18 protein-coding genes are annotated in these 16,412 nt (G+C 71.0%); 15 read left to right on the top strand and 3 right to left on the bottom strand.

Features of this window, described 5'->3' with window-relative positions:
- The first annotated feature begins 45 nt into the window (after positions 1-45).
- From lepB to PYS65_RS10410, 8 genes are all read left to right on the top strand, one after another.
- On the top strand, positions 46-825 hold the full coding sequence (gene lepB / locus PYS65_RS10445) for a signal peptidase I (RefSeq protein ID WP_279333648.1): 780 nt from the start codon (positions 46-48) through the stop codon (positions 823-825).
- Positions 815-1,339 carry an NUDIX hydrolase gene (locus tag PYS65_RS10440; protein ID WP_279333647.1) on the top strand — a complete coding sequence of 175 codons (525 nt, stop codon included), beginning with the start codon at positions 815-817 and terminating at the stop codon, positions 1,337-1,339. Before lepB ends, PYS65_RS10440 begins: the two co-directional genes overlap by 11 nt.
- Positions 1,340-1,444: 105 nt before the next feature.
- Positions 1,445-1,753 carry a DUF2469 domain-containing protein gene (locus PYS65_RS10435; protein ID WP_003965949.1) on the top strand — a complete coding sequence of 103 codons (309 nt, stop codon included), beginning with the start codon at positions 1,445-1,447 and terminating at the stop codon, positions 1,751-1,753.
- A gap of 97 nt (positions 1,754-1,850) precedes the next feature.
- Positions 1,851-2,252 (top strand): YraN family protein, encoded by a 402-nt coding sequence (locus PYS65_RS10430; protein WP_279333619.1) that lies wholly within the window; start codon positions 1,851-1,853, stop codon positions 2,250-2,252.
- Position 2,253: 1 nt separating this feature from the next.
- On the top strand, positions 2,254-3,888 hold the full coding sequence (locus PYS65_RS10425) for a YifB family Mg chelatase-like AAA ATPase (protein ID WP_279333618.1): 1,635 nt from the start codon (positions 2,254-2,256) through the stop codon (positions 3,886-3,888).
- A complete protein-coding gene (gene dprA, locus PYS65_RS10420) occupies positions 3,885-5,084 on the top strand; it encodes a DNA-processing protein DprA (protein ID WP_279333616.1) in 1,200 nt (399 codons plus the stop codon). Before PYS65_RS10425 ends, dprA begins: the two co-directional genes overlap by 4 nt.
- Positions 5,085-5,404: 320 nt before the next feature.
- Complete coding sequence (gene whiG, locus PYS65_RS10415; protein ID WP_279333615.1) at positions 5,405-6,247, top strand: RNA polymerase sigma factor WhiG; 843 nt, start codon at positions 5,405-5,407, stop codon at positions 6,245-6,247.
- Between the two features lie 119 nt (positions 6,248-6,366).
- The gene (locus PYS65_RS10410) at positions 6,367-6,924 is read left to right on the top strand and encodes a TetR/AcrR family transcriptional regulator (RefSeq protein ID WP_279337911.1); all 558 of its coding nucleotides are present in this window, start codon (positions 6,367-6,369) and stop codon (positions 6,922-6,924) included.
- A gap of 67 nt (positions 6,925-6,991) precedes the next feature.
- On the opposite strand, the gene PYS65_RS10405 is transcribed toward PYS65_RS10410, so the two are convergent.
- Positions 6,992-7,690, bottom strand: coding sequence for a M23 family metallopeptidase (locus tag PYS65_RS10405; RefSeq protein WP_423836081.1), 699 nt, complete (start codon positions 7,688-7,690; stop codon positions 6,992-6,994).
- A 293-nt stretch (positions 7,691-7,983) separates the two neighbouring features.
- Between PYS65_RS10405 and rpsB the strand changes: the two genes are divergently transcribed.
- The 6 genes from rpsB to PYS65_RS10375 all read left to right on the top strand — a co-directional run bounded on the left by rpsB (position 7,984) and on the right by PYS65_RS10375 (position 13,469).
- Entirely contained in the window at positions 7,984-8,937 is a 954-nt protein-coding gene (rpsB, locus tag PYS65_RS10400) for a 30S ribosomal protein S2 (protein WP_279333612.1), read from the top strand.
- A 158-nt stretch (positions 8,938-9,095) separates the two neighbouring features.
- Positions 9,096-9,941, top strand: coding sequence for a translation elongation factor Ts (tsf, locus tag PYS65_RS10395; protein ID WP_279333610.1), 846 nt, complete (start codon positions 9,096-9,098; stop codon positions 9,939-9,941).
- 189 nt (positions 9,942-10,130) lie between these two features.
- The gene (gene pyrH / locus PYS65_RS10390) at positions 10,131-10,889 is read left to right on the top strand and encodes a UMP kinase (protein WP_279333607.1); all 759 of its coding nucleotides are present in this window, start codon (positions 10,131-10,133) and stop codon (positions 10,887-10,889) included.
- A gap of 180 nt (positions 10,890-11,069) precedes the next feature.
- Positions 11,070-11,627: a ribosome recycling factor gene (frr, locus tag PYS65_RS10385; RefSeq protein ID WP_279333604.1), complete on the top strand. Its 558-nt coding sequence runs from the start codon at positions 11,070-11,072 to the stop codon at positions 11,625-11,627.
- On the top strand, positions 11,627-12,751 hold the full coding sequence (locus PYS65_RS10380) for a phosphatidate cytidylyltransferase (RefSeq protein ID WP_279333602.1): 1,125 nt from the start codon (positions 11,627-11,629) through the stop codon (positions 12,749-12,751). Before frr ends, PYS65_RS10380 begins: the two co-directional genes overlap by 1 nt.
- Before the next feature lie 526 nt (positions 12,752-13,277).
- Complete coding sequence (locus PYS65_RS10375) at positions 13,278-13,469, top strand: hypothetical protein (protein ID WP_279333599.1); 192 nt, start codon at positions 13,278-13,280, stop codon at positions 13,467-13,469.
- A gap of 199 nt (positions 13,470-13,668) precedes the next feature.
- Here PYS65_RS10375 and PYS65_RS10370 read toward each other — a convergent pair whose 3' ends face one another.
- Both PYS65_RS10370 and PYS65_RS10365 read right to left on the bottom strand, forming a co-directional pair.
- A complete protein-coding gene (locus tag PYS65_RS10370) occupies positions 13,669-14,076 on the bottom strand; it encodes a hypothetical protein (protein WP_279333597.1) in 408 nt (135 codons plus the stop codon).
- 260 nt (positions 14,077-14,336) lie between these two features.
- Positions 14,337-14,771 carry a hypothetical protein gene (locus PYS65_RS10365; protein WP_279333596.1) on the bottom strand — a complete coding sequence of 145 codons (435 nt, stop codon included), beginning with the start codon at positions 14,769-14,771 and terminating at the stop codon, positions 14,337-14,339.
- A 317-nt stretch (positions 14,772-15,088) separates the two neighbouring features.
- Here PYS65_RS10365 and rlmN point away from each other — a divergent pair, with 317 nt between their 5' ends.
- Positions 15,089-16,195 carry a dual-specificity RNA methyltransferase RlmN gene (gene rlmN / locus PYS65_RS10360; RefSeq protein WP_279333594.1) on the top strand — a complete coding sequence of 369 codons (1,107 nt, stop codon included), beginning with the start codon at positions 15,089-15,091 and terminating at the stop codon, positions 16,193-16,195.
- Positions 16,196-16,412 lie beyond the last annotated feature (217 nt).

Here is a 16,412-nt window from a genome sequence, read left to right as displayed (position 1 = left end):
GAAGAGGGCTGACCCGGCTCGGTACCGCCGGGTAGGGTGCCGTCCATGACTGGTCGGAGCACGACGCGTACGGCTTCGCGGGGCGGCGGTGCGGGCCGGGGCCCGGCGGGCGGCCGGACCGGGCAGCGGCTGTCCTCGCTGGCCGTGGCGCTGGGCATGGTGCTCTTCCTCGGCGGGTTCGCCTGGGGAGCGGTCGTGTACCGGCCGTACACCGTGCCCACCACCTCGATGGCGCCGACGATCGGCGCCGGTGACCGGGTGCTGGCCCAGCGCATCGACAGCGGTGACGTCCGCCGCGGTGACGTCGTGGTCTTCCAGGACACGAACTGGGCGGACGTACCGGTCCTCAAGCGGGTGGTCGCCGTCGGCGGGGACACCGTCTCCTGCTGTGAGGACGGTCGGCTGAAGGTCAACGGCACGAAGATCGACGAACCGTACCTCTCCGAGGACGAGGTGGCCGGGTTCGGCGGCTTCCCGGAGGTGACCGTGCCGGAGGGCCGGCTGTTCCTGCTCGGTGACGAGCGCGCCGGTTCCGTGGACTCCACCTCCCGTCTCACCGACGCCGCGCACGGCACCGTCTCCCGCGGAGCCGTCCAGGCCAGGGTCGACGCCGTGGTCTGGCCGATGGAGGGCATGCTGAAGGCCCCCACCGGCTTCGAGGAGCTCGGCGCCCTCTCTTCGCCGGGGCCGCTGCGGACGGTCGTCGCCCTGGTGATCGCCGGCACGGTACTCATCTTCGGCGGTGCCGCGTACGGCCCCCTCGCCGGGCGGGCCGGAGCCTCCCGGGCGCGGAAGGCGGACGCGGGGGTGTCCGGTGGCCGCTGAGCCGGCCCGCCCGGCCGGGGACTCCCACGACGGCGGGCCGCGCAGGGTCGCCCGCGTGGTGCTGCTCGACCCGCGGGACCGCATCCTGCTGCTGCACGGCCACGAGCCGGACGACCCGGCCGACGACTGGTGGTTCACACCCGGTGGCGGCCTGGAGGGCGACGAGACCCGGGAACAGGCCGCGCTGCGGGAACTCGCGGAGGAGACCGGCATCACCGAGGTGGAGCTGGGGCCCGTGCTGTGGCGGCGGCAGTGCTCCTTCCCGTTCGCGGGCCGCCGCTGGCACCAGGACGAGTGGTACTACCTCGCCCGTACCACCCGGACGGCCACCGGAGCCACGGCGCTGACCGAACTGGAGCGGCGCAGTGTCGCCGGAGTGCGCTGGTGGACGTACCCGGAACTGGCGCGGGCACATGAGACGGTGTATCCGACCAGACTCGCCGAACTGCTGCGCACGCTGCTCGAGGAGGGCCCTCCGGCCGGACCCGTGACCCTCGACACCGAGATCGTCTAGCGAAAGGCCCCAAGATCTGTCCGGCAGGGCAGACCGGCTTCGGGGAACGGGGCCCCTGGGGCTGGCGCACAATGGTGGGATCGCACGGGTGAAGGGGAACATGCCATGAGCGCCGAGGACCTCGAGAAGTACGAGACCGAGATGGAGCTCAAGCTCTACCGGGAGTACCGCGACGTCGTCGGTCTGTTCAAATACGTGATCGAGACCGAGCGTCGCTTCTACCTGACCAACGACTACGAGATGCAGGTGCACTCGGTCCAGGGCGAGGTGTTCTTCGAGGTGTCCATGGCGGATGCCTGGGTCTGGGACATGTACCGGCCGGCCAGGTTCGTGAAACAGGTGCGCGTCCTCACCTTCAAGGACGTGAACATCGAGGAGCTCAACAAGAGCGATCTGGAGCTGCCCGGCGGGTGACGGGAGCTCTGGGCGGGTGACGGGGCCCCTGGCGGGTGACGGAGTTGTCCACAACCGCCGGGTTGTCCACCAAGATCCACTTCGGGCGGCCGACTGCGTGACGGTTGGCGCCGGAGGTGGTGCCGACATGAACACCCAGCAGGCACGCAGCGCACTCGGCAGGTACGGCGAGGCGCTGGCCGCGCGGCGGCTGGCGCAGGCCGGAATGACGGTTTTGGAACGCAACTGGCGCTGCGGCAGAACCGGCGAGATCGACATCGTGGCCAGGGACGGAGACGTCCTCGTCGTCTGCGAGGTGAAGACCCGCAGGGCCGTGTCCTTCCAGCACCCCATGGCGGCCGTCGACGCCGCCAAGGCGAGCCGCCTGCGGGACCTGGCACAGCGCTGGCTCCAGGTACACGGGGGAGCACCGCCCGGTGGCGTCCGCATCGACCTGATCGGCGTCCTGCTGCCGGAGCGGGGCGCGCCCCGGGTCGAGCACGTCCGGGGGGTGGCCTGAGATGGGGTTCGCCCGTACCTGCTCGGTGGCGCTGGTGGGCGTCGAGGGCGTGGTCGTGGAGGTCCAGGCCGACCTGGAACCGGGAGTGGCGGCGTTCACCCTGGTGGGGCTGCCGGACAAGAGCCTGACGGAGAGCCGGGACCGGGTCAGGGCCGCAGTGGTCAACTCCGGTGCGGAGTGGCCGCAGAAGAAGCTCACCGTGGGGCTCAGCCCGGCATCGGTGCCGAAGGCCGGCAGCGGCTTCGACCTGGCCGTCGCCAGCGCCGTCCTGGGCGCCGCCGAGCGGATCGATCCGCGGGTGCTCGCCGACCTCGTGATGGTCGGTGAGCTGGGACTGGACGGCAGAGTGCGACCGGTCCGGGGCACGCTGCCCGCGGTCATCGCGGCGGCCGACGCGGGGTACGAGCAGGTGGTGGTGCCCGAGTGCGCCGCCGCCGAGGCCTCGCTGGTGCCGGGCGTGTCGGTCCTGGGCGTCCGCAGCCTGCGCCAGCTGATCGCCCTCCTCACCGACGAACCCGTGCCCGAGGAGGAACAGGGCGGCCAGGGGCGGCCCGATCCGCTCCTGGCAGGGCTGCGGGTCCCCGGCACCGGCGCGGCCACCGGCATGCACAGCGTCGGCGCGGCCCACTACGGCCCCGGCTGCGACCTCGCCGACCTCGCCGACGTCGTCGGCCAGCTTCCGGCGCGGACCGGGGTGGAGGTGGCGGCGGCCGGCGGGCACCACCTTTTCTTGGAAGGACCACCGGGCGCGGGCAAAACGATGCTTGCGGAGCGGCTGCCCTCGCTCCTGCCCCCGCTCGGCCGGCAGGAGTCGCTGGAGGTCACGGCGGTGCACTCGGTGGCCGGCCTGCTGCCCCCGGGCAAGCCCCTGATCGACACCGCTCCCTACTGCGCCCCGCACCACTCGGCCACGATGCAGGCGCTCGTCGGCGGTGGCCCCGGAACCGCCCGGCCCGGAGCGGTGTCCCTCGCGCACCGGGGCGTGCTCTTTCTGGACGAGACCCCCGAGTTCGGCGGCCGTGCCCTGGACGCCCTGCGCCAGCCGCTGGAGGCCGGGCACGTGGTCATCGCGCGCAGTTCCGGCGTGGTGCGCTTCCCGGCGAGGTTCCTGATGGTGCTCGCCGCCAACCCCTGCCCCTGCGGCCGCTTCTCGACGAAGGAGGCCCTGTGCGAGTGTCCGCCCTCGTTGATCCGCCGCTACCAGGCCCGGCTGTCCGGCCCGCTGCTCGACCGGGTCGACCTGCGGGTCGAGGCCGAGCGCGTCACACGTGCCGAACTGACCGCCGACGGAGCCCGCGGTGAATCCACCGCCACGGTCGCCGACCGGGTGCGCGCGGCCCGCGAACGCGCCGCCGCGCGGCTCACCGGCACCCCGTGGCGCACCAACGGCGACGTCCCCGGACGGGAGCTGCGCCGCCGCTGGCACGCGGCACCCGGCGCGCTGGAGGACGCCGAGCGGAGCCTGGAGCGCGGTGTGCTCAGTGCCCGCGGGCTCGACCGGGTGCTGCGGGTCGCCTGGACCGTCGCCGACCTGGTCGGCCACGACCGGCCCGACGCCAGGGACGTCGCCCTCGCGCTGCAACTGCGCACCGGCGTCCCCCGCGGCGTGCCGATGGCCATCGGAGCGCTGACATGAGCCGCGCCGGCGAGCCCGCGGACGGGCGGCCCGGCCGTGAACCGGCCGGCGGCCGCGGTGACGAGTTCCTCGCCCGGATCTTCCTCACCCGCGTCCTGGAACCCGGCGACGAGACCGGTGGGCGGTGGGTGCGGGAACTGGGCGCACGGCAAGTGGTGTCACGGCTGCGGGACGGAGCCGAGCCGCTGCCGGGGGTGAGCGGCCGGCGGTGGGCCGGACTGCTGGCGCGGGCCGAGCGGGCCGTACCGGACCGGGATCTCGCCGTCGCGCGGGACGCCGGGGCGCGGTTCGTGTGCCCCGGGACGGCCGAGTGGCCCCGGCAGCTCGACGACCTGGGGGACGGCCGGCCCCTCGGGCTGTGGGTGCGCGGCCCCGCCGACCTGCGGATGTGGGCGCTGCGCTCGGTCGCCGTAGTCGGTGCCCGCGCCTGCACCGACTACGGGGCCCACATGGCCGCCACCCTCTCCGCCGAACTCGCCGAACGCGGCTGGGTCGTGGTCTCCGGCGGCGCCTACGGGGTCGACGGCGCCGCCCACCGCGGTGCGCTCGGCTCGGGCGGCGCCACCGTCGCCGTCCTCGCCTGCGGGGTCGACCGGCCCTACCCGCGCGGACACACCGGACTGATCACCAGGATCGCGGAACAGGGGCTGGTGATCGGCGAGCTGCCGCCCGGTGATCACCCGACGGCGAGCAGATTCATCCTCCGCAACCGGGTCATCGCCGCGCTCACCCGGGGCACCGTGGTCGTCGAGGCCGCCCACCGCAGCGGCTCCCTGGTGACCGCCAGGGCGGCCCGGCGCCTGGGACGCCACACGATGGGGGTGCCCGGGCCGGCCACCAGCGGGCGCTCCGCCGGGGTGCACGAACTGCTGCGGCAGGAGGCGGTGCTGGTCACCGACGCCGCGGAGGTCATCGAACTGGTCGGAGACATGGGCGAACTGGCACCGGACCGGCGCGGCCCGGTACTGCCCCGCGACCTGCTGGATCCGGCCGCCCGCCAGGTCCTCGACGCGCTGCCGGCGCGGGCGGCGGCCGGCGTGGACGGCATCGCGTGCGGCGCGCGCACCACCCGCGACGACGCGATCGCGAGACTGTACGAACTGCGAGCACTTGGATACGTCGAACGACACGGCGACGACTGGAAGTTGACACGCCAGGCGGTGATTCCGGTCGGGGGTGGCTCCGATGACCACTGACGGAGTGTGTTCGGCCGTCCGGGGGAACGTCCACGCACCTTGGAAAATACGTCAGTTGGGACACCCGGGTGAACACACAGAGCGACGAGTACGACCCGGCGGGGCCTGGGTCGGGGCACCTCCACGCGCGCCCCGACCTCACTTCTTCGCGCACCGCGACCCCTCAGTCACGCTACGCTCACAGGCGTCCCGATACGGAAAGACAGCACGGAAGGGCATCACGGCAGGCGATCCGGGCAGGCACAGACGGGCGGCTCGGCATCGGACGGACAGCTCACGCAGGCGGCAACGGTCCGCCGCAGAACGGCACAAGGCGACGAATGCCCCAGCACACCTCCGGGTCCGACCGGGCGGCGATCCCCCCAGCCGCCCGTGACGGTGGCAGCGTGCGGCCGCCCGCTCCCTCGACGCTCGACGAGCTGTGGCGGTCGTACAAGGCGACGGGGGACGAGCGGCTGCGGGAACAGCTGATCCTGCACTACTCGCCGTTGGTGAAGTACGTCGCGGGCCGGGTCAGCGTGGGGCTGCCGCCCAATGTGGATCAGGCGGACTTCGTCTCCTCCGGGGTGTTCGGGCTGATCGACGCGATCGAGAAGTTCGACGTCGACCGGGAGATCAAGTTCGAGACCTACGCGATCACCCGCATCAGGGGCGCGATGATCGACGAGCTGCGGGCCCTGGACTGGATTCCGCGCTCGGTGCGGCAGAAGGCACGCAACGTCGAGCGGGCGTACGCGACGCTGGAGGCCCGGCTCAGGCGTACGCCGACGGAGAGCGAGGTCGCCGGCGAGATGGGGATCGCCGTGGAGGAACTGCACGCGGTTTTCAGCCAGCTGTCCCTCGCGAACGTCGTCGCCCTGGAGGAGCTGCTGCACGCCGGAGGCGACAGCGGCGACCGGCTCAGCCTGATGGACACCCTGGAGGACACCGCCGCCGACAACCCGGTGGAGGTGGCCGAGGACCGGGAGCTGCGACGGTTCCTCGCGCGGGCGATCAACACGCTTCCCGAACGCGAGAAGACCGTGGTCACGCTGTACTACTACGAAGGGCTCACCCTGGCCGAGATCGGCCATGTGCTGGGGGTCACGGAGAGCAGGGTCAGCCAGATCCACACCAAGTCCGTACTCCAGCTGAGGGCGAAGCTGGCGAGCTTCGGCGGCTGAGCCGACCGCCCGGCGGGTTGCGGGTGCACCCGCGCCACCTGCGGTTTCGGCCCGAGGGCTCCCCCCTCGCGCGGGGCGTCCGTAAAGTGGTGGGCGTGCCAAGGATTCGAGCGGCCTCCGTGGCCGAGCACCGGTCGATGCAGCGAGCCGCCCTGCTGGACGCGGCACGCTCCCTGCTGTCCGAGGGCGGTACGGAGGCGCTGACCTTCCCCGCCCTCGCTGAGCGCACCGGCCTGGCGCGCTCGTCCGTGTACGAGTACTTCCGCTCCCGGGCGGCCGTGGTCGAGGAGTTGTGCGAGGTCGACTTCCCGGTCTGGGCGGCCGAGGTCGAGTTCGCGATGGCCGCGGCCGACGGCGCCGAGGCCAAGATCGAGGCGTACGTCCGCAAGCAGCTGGCACTGGTGGGGGACCGGCGTCACCGTGCGGTGGTGGCCATCTCCGCGAGTGAACTCGACGCGGGCGCCCGGGAGAAGATCCGCGCGGCGCACGGCGGACTCGTCGCGATGATCGTCGAGGCACTGGGCGAACTGGGCCACGAACAGCCCCGGCTCGCGGCGATGCTGCTCCAGGGCGTGGTCGACGCCGCCGTGCGCCGGATCGAACTGGGCGCAGCGGAGAACCCGGAGACGATCACAGAGGCGGCGGTCGCCATGACCCTCCGGGGCGTCCGGCCCTGACCAGTGCGGCCCTGACCAGCCCGGCTCCGGCCCCTCCGGCCCCGGCCCCCGCTCTCCGGTGTCCCGGTCACTCCGGCAGCGGTACGCCGAGCACCGGGAGGAGTCTTGAGGGGCCGCCGAGCAGGTGGGGAGGGAGCAGGTCGAGCGGGTTGAGGTAGAGGTCCGCCCTCAGCAGGCCCCAGTGCAGGCAGGGGGCCGTGCAGTGGGAGCCCGTGGCCGCCACCGTGCCGATCACCTCGCCCGGCGCCACCTCGGTTCCTTCCTCCACCGACGGCAGGACCGGCTCGTAGGTCGTACGCAGAGGCGGGGCGCCCGTGCCGGACAGCTCCACCGAGACGACGCCCCGGCCGGCCACCCGGCCGGCGTAGGAGACCCGGCCCGCCGCCACCGCCCGCACCGGTGTCCCCGGAGCCGCAGCCAGGTCCACACCGCGGTGTCCGCGCCCGTACCTGGTCTCCGGTGGTTCCCAGCCGCGCAGCACCCGTGGTCGTACCCCCACGGGCCAGACCCGCCCGACGGCCGGCACTCCGGGCCCGGGGGCCGCCGCACCGGAACCGGCACCGGAACCGGTACCGGCGGTGTCAGTGGTACCGGTGGTACGGCCGGCACCAGAGGCATCGGCGTCGGCATCCGGCGGAGCCGTGTCACCCGTCCGAGCCACGAGCGACGGAAGCGAAGGCGGCGGTGGTGACAGCAGCACCGTAGGCGTCAGGACCAGCAGGACGGCCAGGCGCGCACACGTCCCCGGAAAACGGCTCACTCGCATGCGGGGAGCCTCCCCGAGATCCGTGATCACCGCCGGGTCCTGTGGATCACCGGCCGGTTGTGGACAACGACGTCACCCGGTGCCCTGCGGGTCCCGTACACTTCTGGGTGGCGATCCGGGTCACCGGGTCGACTTCGCACGCCCCGACATCAGGTCCGGTCACGACCGCACGGTCGAGATCGCTCCGGGTGTCAGCGCCCCTCGGTCCTCTGTGGCAACGGCGCGTCGTGGGCGTCAGGCGCGGGAACCGCCGGTCCCCGCGGCACAACCGAGAAACACAAGGAGATACGGCCATGGCCGTCGTCACGATGCGGGAGCTGCTGGAGAGCGGCGTCCACTTCGGTCACCAGACCCGCCGTTGGAACCCGAAGATGAAGCGCTTCATCTTCACCGAGCGCAACGGCATCTACATCATCGACCTGCTCCAGTCGCTGTCGTACATCGACCGCGCCTACGAGTTCGTCAAGGAGACCGTCGCCCACGGCGGCACGGTCATGTTCGTCGGTACGAAGAAGCAGGCGCAGGAGGCCATCGCGGAGCAGGCCACCCGCGTCGGCATGCCCTACGTCAACCAGCGCTGGCTGGGCGGCATGCTCACCAACTTCTCGACCGTCTACAAGCGTCTGCAGCGCCTCAAGGAACTCGAGCAGATCGACTTCGAGGACGTGGCCGCCTCCGGCCTCACCAAGAAGGAGCTGCTGGTCCTCTCCCGCGAGAAGGCCAAGCTGGAGAAGACCCTCGGCGGTATCCGCGAGATGCAGAAGGTGCCCAGCGCCGTCTGGATCGTGGACACCAAGAAGGAGCACATCGCGGTCGGCGAGGCCCGGAAGCTCAACATTCCGGTCGTCGCCATCCTCGACACCAACTGCGACCCCGACGAGGTCGACTACAAGATCCCGGGCAACGACGACGCGATCCGCTCCGTCACCCTGCTCACCCGCGTGATCGCCGACGCCGTGGCCGAGGGCCTCATCTCCCGCTCCGGTGTCGCGACCGAGGGCAAGGGTGAGAAGGCCGCCGGCGAGCCCCTCGCCGCGTGGGAGCGCGACCTGCTCGAGGGTGAGAAGAAGGCCGACGAGACCCCGGCCGCCGCCGAGGCCGAGAAGCCGGCCGAGGCTGCCGAGGCCCCCGCGGCTGAGGCTCCCGCCGCCGAGGCCCCCGCTGCCGAGGCCCCCGCGGCTGAGGCTCCTGCTGCCGAGGCCCCCGCGGCCGACGCCGCCCCGGCCGCCGAGGCCGACCAGGCCTGACCGGCCCGTCCGTGCGGATACGGCGGGAGCGGGCCATCTGAAGTCCGCTCCCGCCGTACACCCGTAGGTCAGCGCTGAGTCCGCGATCTGCGTCCACCCGTAGATCGCGGACCCGCGGATCTCCGAACCTCCAGACTTCGAGAAAGACTCACAGACTCATGGCGAACTACACCGCCGCCGACGTCAAGAAGCTCCGGGAGCTCACCGGCGCCGGCATGATGGACTGCAAGAAGGCGCTGGACGAGGCCGAGGGCAACGTCGAGAAGGCCGTCGAGGCGCTCCGTATCAAGGGCCAGAAGGGCGTCGCCAAGCGCGAGGGCCGCTCCGCCGAGAACGGCGCCGTGGTCTCGATCATCGCCGACGACAACTCCTCCGGCGTCCTCGTCGAGCTGAAGTGCGAGACGGACTTCGTCGCCAAGGGCGAGAAGTTCCAGGGCGTGGCCACCACCATCGTCGAGCACGTCGCCAAGACCTCCCCGGCCGACATCGAGGCCCTGCTCGCCTCCGAGATCGAGGCCGGCAAGACCGTCCAGGCGTTCGTGGACGAGGCCAACGCCAACCTGGGCGAGAAGATCGTCCTGGACCGCTTCGCCCTGTTCGCCGACGGCTACGTGGCGGCGTACATGCACCGCACGATGCCCGACCTGCCCCCGCAGATCGGTGTCCTCGTCGAGTTCGACAAGCAGACCGACGAGATCGCCGCGGTCGCCAAGGGCGTCGCCCAGCACATCGCCGCGTTCGCGCCGCAGTACCTCTCCAAGGAGGACGTGCCGGCCGAGGTCATCGCGACCGAGCGCCGTGTCGCCGAGGAGACCACCCGCGCCGAGGGCAAGCCCGAGGCCGCCCTGCCGAAGATCGTCGAGGGTCGCCTCAACGGCTTCTTCAAGGACGCCACGCTGCTCGGCCAGCCCTACGCGCTGGACAACAAGAAGTCCGTCCAGCAGGTTCTGGACGAGGCCGGTGTCACCCTGAAGCGCTTCACGCGCATCAAGGTCGGCGTCTGAGTCCGTACCGCGACGGGCGCGCGACCCCGATAGGGTCGTCAGCAGTCGTCCGGACACGCCGTCACGCACGTGCGCGTGCCGGGTGACAGCAGATCTGACGAGGAGGCCATTGCCGCATGGGATGCGAAGCACACCCCGCCGGCAGTGGCCTCCTTCGTATGTGCAACAGGTGAAAGAGGCGGGATCCCCATGACCACCAGGGCCGAGAAGAGCGACGACGGCAAAGTACGCGGCCGGTTTCTGCTGAAGCTGTCCGGAGAGGCATTCTCCGGTGGCGGCGGCCTTGGCGTCGATCCCGACGTGGTGCACGCCGTGGCACGCGAGATCGCGGCGGTCGTCCGGGACGGCGCGCAGATCGCCGCCGTCATCGGCGGCGGCAACTTCTTCCGCGGCGCGGAACTGCAGCAGCGCGGCATGGACCGGGCCCGCTCCGACTACATGGGCATGCTGGGCACCGTGATGAACTGCCTGGCGCTCCAGGACTTCCTGGAGAAGGAGGGCGTGGACTGCAGGGTGCAGACCGCCATCACCATGGGCCAGGTCGCGGAGCCCTACATCCCCCTGCGAGCCGTACGGCACCTGGAGAAGGGCCGCGTGGTCATCTTCGGTGCCGGTATGGGCATGCCGTACTTCTCCACCGACACCACCGCCGCCCAGCGCGCCCTGGAGATCGACGCCGAGGCGCTGCTGATGGGCAAGAACGGCGTGGACGGGGTCTACGACTCCGACCCGAAGACCAACCCCGACGCGGTGAAGTTCGACCACCTCGGGTACGGGGAGGTCATCACGCGTGACCTGAAGGTCGCCGACGCCACGGCCGTCACCCTGTGCCGCGACAACAAGCTCCCGATCGTCGTCTTCGAGCTGCTGACGGAGGGCAATATCGCGCGCGCCGTCAAGGGTGAGAAGATCGGCACACTTGTGGGTGACCAGACGGACCGGAACTGACCGGACCAGAACCACCCGCCCGCGCCAGGACACTCCTGGGGACGGACGGGACGGACCGGGCCGGGGGATGGACAATGTCCCGCCGGTCGGGAACCGTGCAGGAAGAAGACGCGACGCAGCAGGCCGCCGCCCCGCCAGGGAACCGCGGCCGGGCCTACTCAAGACACGCAGGAGCAAGTGGTGATCGAAGAGACCCTCCTCGAGGCCGAGGAGAAAATGGAGAAGGCCGTCGTGGTCGCCAAGGAGGACTTCGCCGCGATCCGCACCGGTCGTGCGCACCCGGCGATGTTCAACAAGATCGTGGCCGACTACTACGGCGCGCTGACGCCGATCAACCAGCTGGCCTCGTTCTCCGTGCCCGAGCCGCGCATGGCCGTGGTGACGCCGTTCGACAAGAGCGCCCTGCGCAACATCGAACAGGCCATCCGCGACTCCGACCTGGGCGTCAACCCGAGCAACGACGGCAACATCATCCGCGTGGTGTTCCCCGAGCTCACCGAGGAGCGCCGCCGCGACTACATCAAGGTGGCCAAGGCCAAGGCCGAGGACGCCAAGGTCTCCATCCGCGCCGTGCGCCGCAAGGCCAAGGACGGCGTCGACAAGATGATCAAGGACGGCGAGGTCGGCGAGGACGAGGGCCGCCGTGCGGAGAAGGAGCTCGACGACACCACCGCGAAGTACGTCGCGCAGGTGGACGAGCTCCTGAAGCACAAGGAAGCGGAACTGCTCGAAGTCTGATGAACGACTCTTCCTGGGGGGCGCCGCCGCAGGCCGGGTACTGGAGGCCGCCCGAGCAGGGGCCCGTCCAGGGAGCTGTCCCGGCGGGTCCCCCGTACGATGCGCACTACGCGCAGCAGACTCGCCCCATGCCCATCGTGCCCGACCTGCCCGAACACGGCGCCGATCAGGACATGGACCGGGAGACCGCTCGGCTGAGCGGCCCTCTGTTCCCAGACGAGACGACGCGGGCGCGCCCCCATCCGGGGGAGATGCCGCAGAATCCGGAGCCCATGCCCGACGCCCCGCAGCCGGCACCCCCGCCGCAGAAGAAGAGCGCGGGACGCGACCTGGGTGCCGCGATAGGGGTCGGTGTCGGGCTCGGCGCGCTGATCGCCGTGTCGCTGTTCGTCGTCAAGGCGGCCTTCGTCGGTGTCGTCGCGGCCGCCGTCGTGGTGGGCCTGTGGGAGCTGACCAAGCGGCTGGAGGAACGCAAGGGGATCCTGGCGCCGCTCGTGCCGCTGGCGCTCGGCGGTGCCGCCATGGTCGTCGCCGGGTACGTCCGGGGAGCCGAGGGTGCGTGGGTCGCCATGGCGTTCACCGCGCTGGCGGTGCTGGTCTGGCGGATGATCCAACCGCCCGAGAACTATCTCAGGGACGTCACGGCGGGGGTCTTCGCCGCGTTCTACGTGCCGTTCCTGGCGACCTTCGTCACGATGATGCTGGCCGCGGACGACGGGCACTGGCGGGTCCTGGTGTTCCTGCTGCTCACGGTCATCAGTGACACCGGTGCGTACGCCGTCGGCTGGCGCTTCGGCACGCACAAGCTCGCCCCGCGCATCAGTCCCGGCAAGACCCGTGAGGGCCTGCTGGGCGCGGTCGGGTTCGCGATGGCGGCGGGCGCGCTGTGCATGCAGTTCCTGATCGACGACGGCACCTGGTGGCAGGGGCTGCTGCTCGGCCTCGCGGTCGCCGTCAGCGCCACCCTCGGCGACCTGGGCGAGTCCATGATCAAGCGGGACCTGGGCATCAAGGACATGGGCACCCTGCTCCCCGGCCACGGCGGCATCATGGACCGCCTGGACTCCCTGCTGCCCACGGCCCCGGTGGTGTGGCTGCTGCTGGTCCTGTTCGTCGGCAGCTGACCCCGCCGGTCCCGGCCCTCGTCGAGCCCCCGCGTCCCGCCGGACACGGGGGCTCGACCCGTGTGTCGAAGGAAGGGCCCGGCCGCCTACGGGCTCCTGAGCCGTGGCTCTGGCCCGGGAGAGGGCTGCCCTGAGGGCTTCCGGGTGCCCTCGGACGCCTCGCGCGGCCACCCGGTTGGCTCTGCGGCACCGGTACCGCCATGCCTGAGCCCGGAGAGCCGGCAGATGATGCCTCCGGCGGGGGATCGGCCGGCACCGGGATGGAGGGGGCACCGTCGCCGACTGCGGGCCTGTAGTGGAAGCGGGATGCTCCCCTCCCGTCCGCCGTCCCCCCCAGGCAGAGCCGAGCAGACGCGGTCCAGGGGCGTCGAGGTCGTTCGTACGGTGGTGCGCTCCACCTGGACGCCAGGAACCACGCCCGTTCCACGGTGTGTGGGTCGACGGCGGAGGGGAGGGGAGCCGGGGTGAGTGGTGGGCGGGGGAAGGGGTTCGGCTGTGCCTTCTATGCTTCGAGGCCGGGGGTGTCATGACCCATCGGGACTGGTACGACGACAGCGACTACGAGGACGCAGTCGAGCAGGCCGAGCGGATGGCCCGGATCGGTTGGAGAGTGATCGCAGGTATGGCGGGGCTGCTGGGTATCGCCGTGATGGCCGCCGTTGTCGTCTGCCTGGTTGTCGTCATCGGCGTGGCCTACGCCGTGGTTGCCTTGCCATAGCAACGTCGTGGGATCTGCCAAGGGCGTCCCGATGCTCTGACCTCGACGTCTGACACCGACAGGTGCGAACAGAGGCGGTCGGTGCCGGAGCCCAGTGGACGACGAGTCCAGGCGTAGGCCGGAGCAACCAGGATCGCCGGCTTCCCGTGATCGACCTGACAAGGATGCGGCTCGAACCTGTCCCGGGTGGTCGCCGCCCTCACCCGATGGGCGGCGACCCACCGGCTTGACTCGGCCCTTGAGACTCCGCCGACCTCAGGGTGCCATCTGGACGGGAGTCTGCGGCCACTCGCGATCCGACCTGGCGGTCCGGGAAGGCAGCCACGCCGCGCAGGACGGTTCCGATCAAGAAGAGGACGATCCCCACCAGGAGCAGTTCCAGCGAGACGCCTCCCCACAGCGAGCCACCGTCCGACGCCATGAGGAAGAACACGCAGACACAGAAGAAGCCACTTCCCGAAAGGATGTGGCCGAGCCCGTGGGCTCCGGGGCGCAGGACCCGGCCTCGCTCCCATGGGTGGATCCAGCCGGTGGCGAGCCCCGCCACGCCACATCCCACCACGCCCAGAGCGCTGGCCATCAACGCCAATAGGACCACGTAGTTCATCGCCCCTCCCGGCGGCATCGTGGCACACGAACATCGCCTCCGGTGACCTCATCGCCCAGGAAAGCGCCGACGGGGGCTCGTTCAGGCCCCAGGGGCGGCTTCGGATCGCCACAAGCGTGGGAGGTGGGCACCGTGCCCCTTGCGTGCCCGACCGAGCGGCGACCGGCGGGGAGCACCGGGGAACGGCGGTGAGCATCCCAGGGACGCGCAGGTCACCGTCTTTCCAGGTCAACGCCAACCCGCGTACGCGATCTTCCAAACTAGTCTCCGATGTTTCCCGAAGCTCTTGGTTCCGGGCGCAAGCTCCGTACGAAGAGCGGCACCGACAACAGGAGCAGGGCTCCTTCGACGGCCAGGCTGACCAGCCCGAGCGGCTCTGTCCAATCGCCGATGTCATCGCTGTAGTCGGGCAGTCCTGGCCCTCTGGAGAGGATGTAACCCACCAGGGGGCCGAGGGCGACCCCGACCGCCAGCAGCCATCCCAGTCGTACGAGGCCGAGGAGAAGCAGTACCGCCGCGACCACAGCCGCGATCTCCAGGACGTGGTAGGCGATGCCTATGTAGGAGGGGTCCCTCGTTGCCGTGATGCCGCCTTGGTCCACCACGTGGATACCGGCCACCACAAGGCACAGCAGAGATCCCGCCCACCGGGCCACCCAGGTGGCTTCCGGCACCACGGCAGTGCGGTGTGACATGCGAGGGCACCTTCTCCTTCATTCAGGGCCGGGGAACCTGTCGCGCCACAGTCACCTCTGGCTGGCTCTCGAACAGGCGACGGGACGGCCCCGTGCCACTCCCAGCCTCAGCGGGCAACCGTTCGCTGTCGATCCCCGCAGTGCAGACGAGTGATGCAGGCTGCCGTCGGTCAACCGGCCGGTCCCTCGTGATCAGCTCTGGGCCGTCTCTGGGCCGTCCGAGGCCGCTCAGTGACGACCGGTGACGACTCCTCACGACAGTCGTCGCGAGCGACAGTCCCAGGTCACCCGATTGGATCTGCGACACTGGTACCGCCATGCCTAAGCCCGGAGAACTCACCTTTGTCGCGCCGCGCGGAGCCAAGAAGCCGCCGCGGCACCTTGCCGACCTCACACCGGCCGAGCGCAAGGAGGCGGTCGCAGCGGCCGGTGAGAAGCCGTTCCGCGCCAAGCAGCTCTCACAGCACTACTTCGCCCGGTACGCGCACGACCCGGAGCAGTGGACCGACATCCCCGCCGGCTCCCGCGCCAAGCTCCAGGAGGCGCTGCTTCCCGAGCTGATGACGGTGGTCCGGCATCTGTCGACCGACCAGGGCACCACCCGCAAGACGCTGTGGAGGCTGTTCGACGGAACCCTCGTCGAGTCGGTGCTCATGCGGTACCCGGACCGGGTGACGATGTGCATCAGCTCGCAGGCCGGCTGCGGCATGAACTGCCCCTTCTGCGCGACCGGGCAGGCCGGGCTCGACCGGAACCTGTCCACGGCGGAGATCGTGCACCAGATCGTGGACGGCATGCGGGCGCTGCGGGACGGCGAGGTTCCCGGAGGGCCCGCCCGGCTGAGCAACATCGTCTTCATGGGGATGGGCGAGCCGCTCGCCAACTACAACCGGGTGGTGGGTTCGATCCGCCGCCTGACCGACCCGGAGCCCGACGGGCTCGGGCTGTCGCAGCGCGGGATCACCGTCTCGACCGTCGGGCTGGTGCCGGCGATCCACCGGTTCTCCGACGAGGGCTTCAAGTGCCGCCTCGCCATCTCCCTGCACGCGCCCGACGACGAGCTGCGCGACACCCTCGTCCCCGTGAACACGCGGTGGAAGGTGCGCGAGGTCCTCGACGCCGGTTTCGAGTACGCGGCCAGGTCGGGGCGGCGGCTGTCCATCGAGTACGCGCTGATCCGGGACATCAACGACCAGGCGTGGCGTGGTGACCGGCTCGGGCGGCTGCTGAAGGGCAGGCCCGTGCACGTCAACCTCATCCCGCTCAACCCGACGCCCGGCTCCCGGTGGACCGCCTCGCGGCCCGAGGACGAGAAGGCGTTCGTGGAGGCGATCGCCGCGCACGGTGTGCCGGTGACGGTCCGGGACACCCGTGGACAGGAGATCGACGGGGCCTGTGGCCAGCTCGCCGCGAGCGAGAGGTAGCCTGGCCGCCGTAGAGGACGTTGCAAGGACAACAACTTCATATCCGGTCACCACACACGTTCATATTCCGACAGGGGAGCGCCACAGCGCTGAGAGTGCGGCATCGGCCGCAGACCCTCCGAACCTCGCCCAGGTCATTCTGGGTAGGGAGATCGGTCATCACTCGAGCTGTTGTGCCCTGTCCGGGACACCCGTGAGGGGTCCCGGACAGGGCCGC

It is taken from the genome of Streptomyces cathayae (assembly GCF_029760955.1).
Classification (GTDB): Bacteria; Actinomycetota; Actinomycetes; order Streptomycetales; family Streptomycetaceae; genus Streptomyces; species Streptomyces cathayae.
The sequence above is the reverse complement of the archived record's forward strand: the minus strand, read 5'-3'. Positions and strand labels throughout refer to the sequence as shown.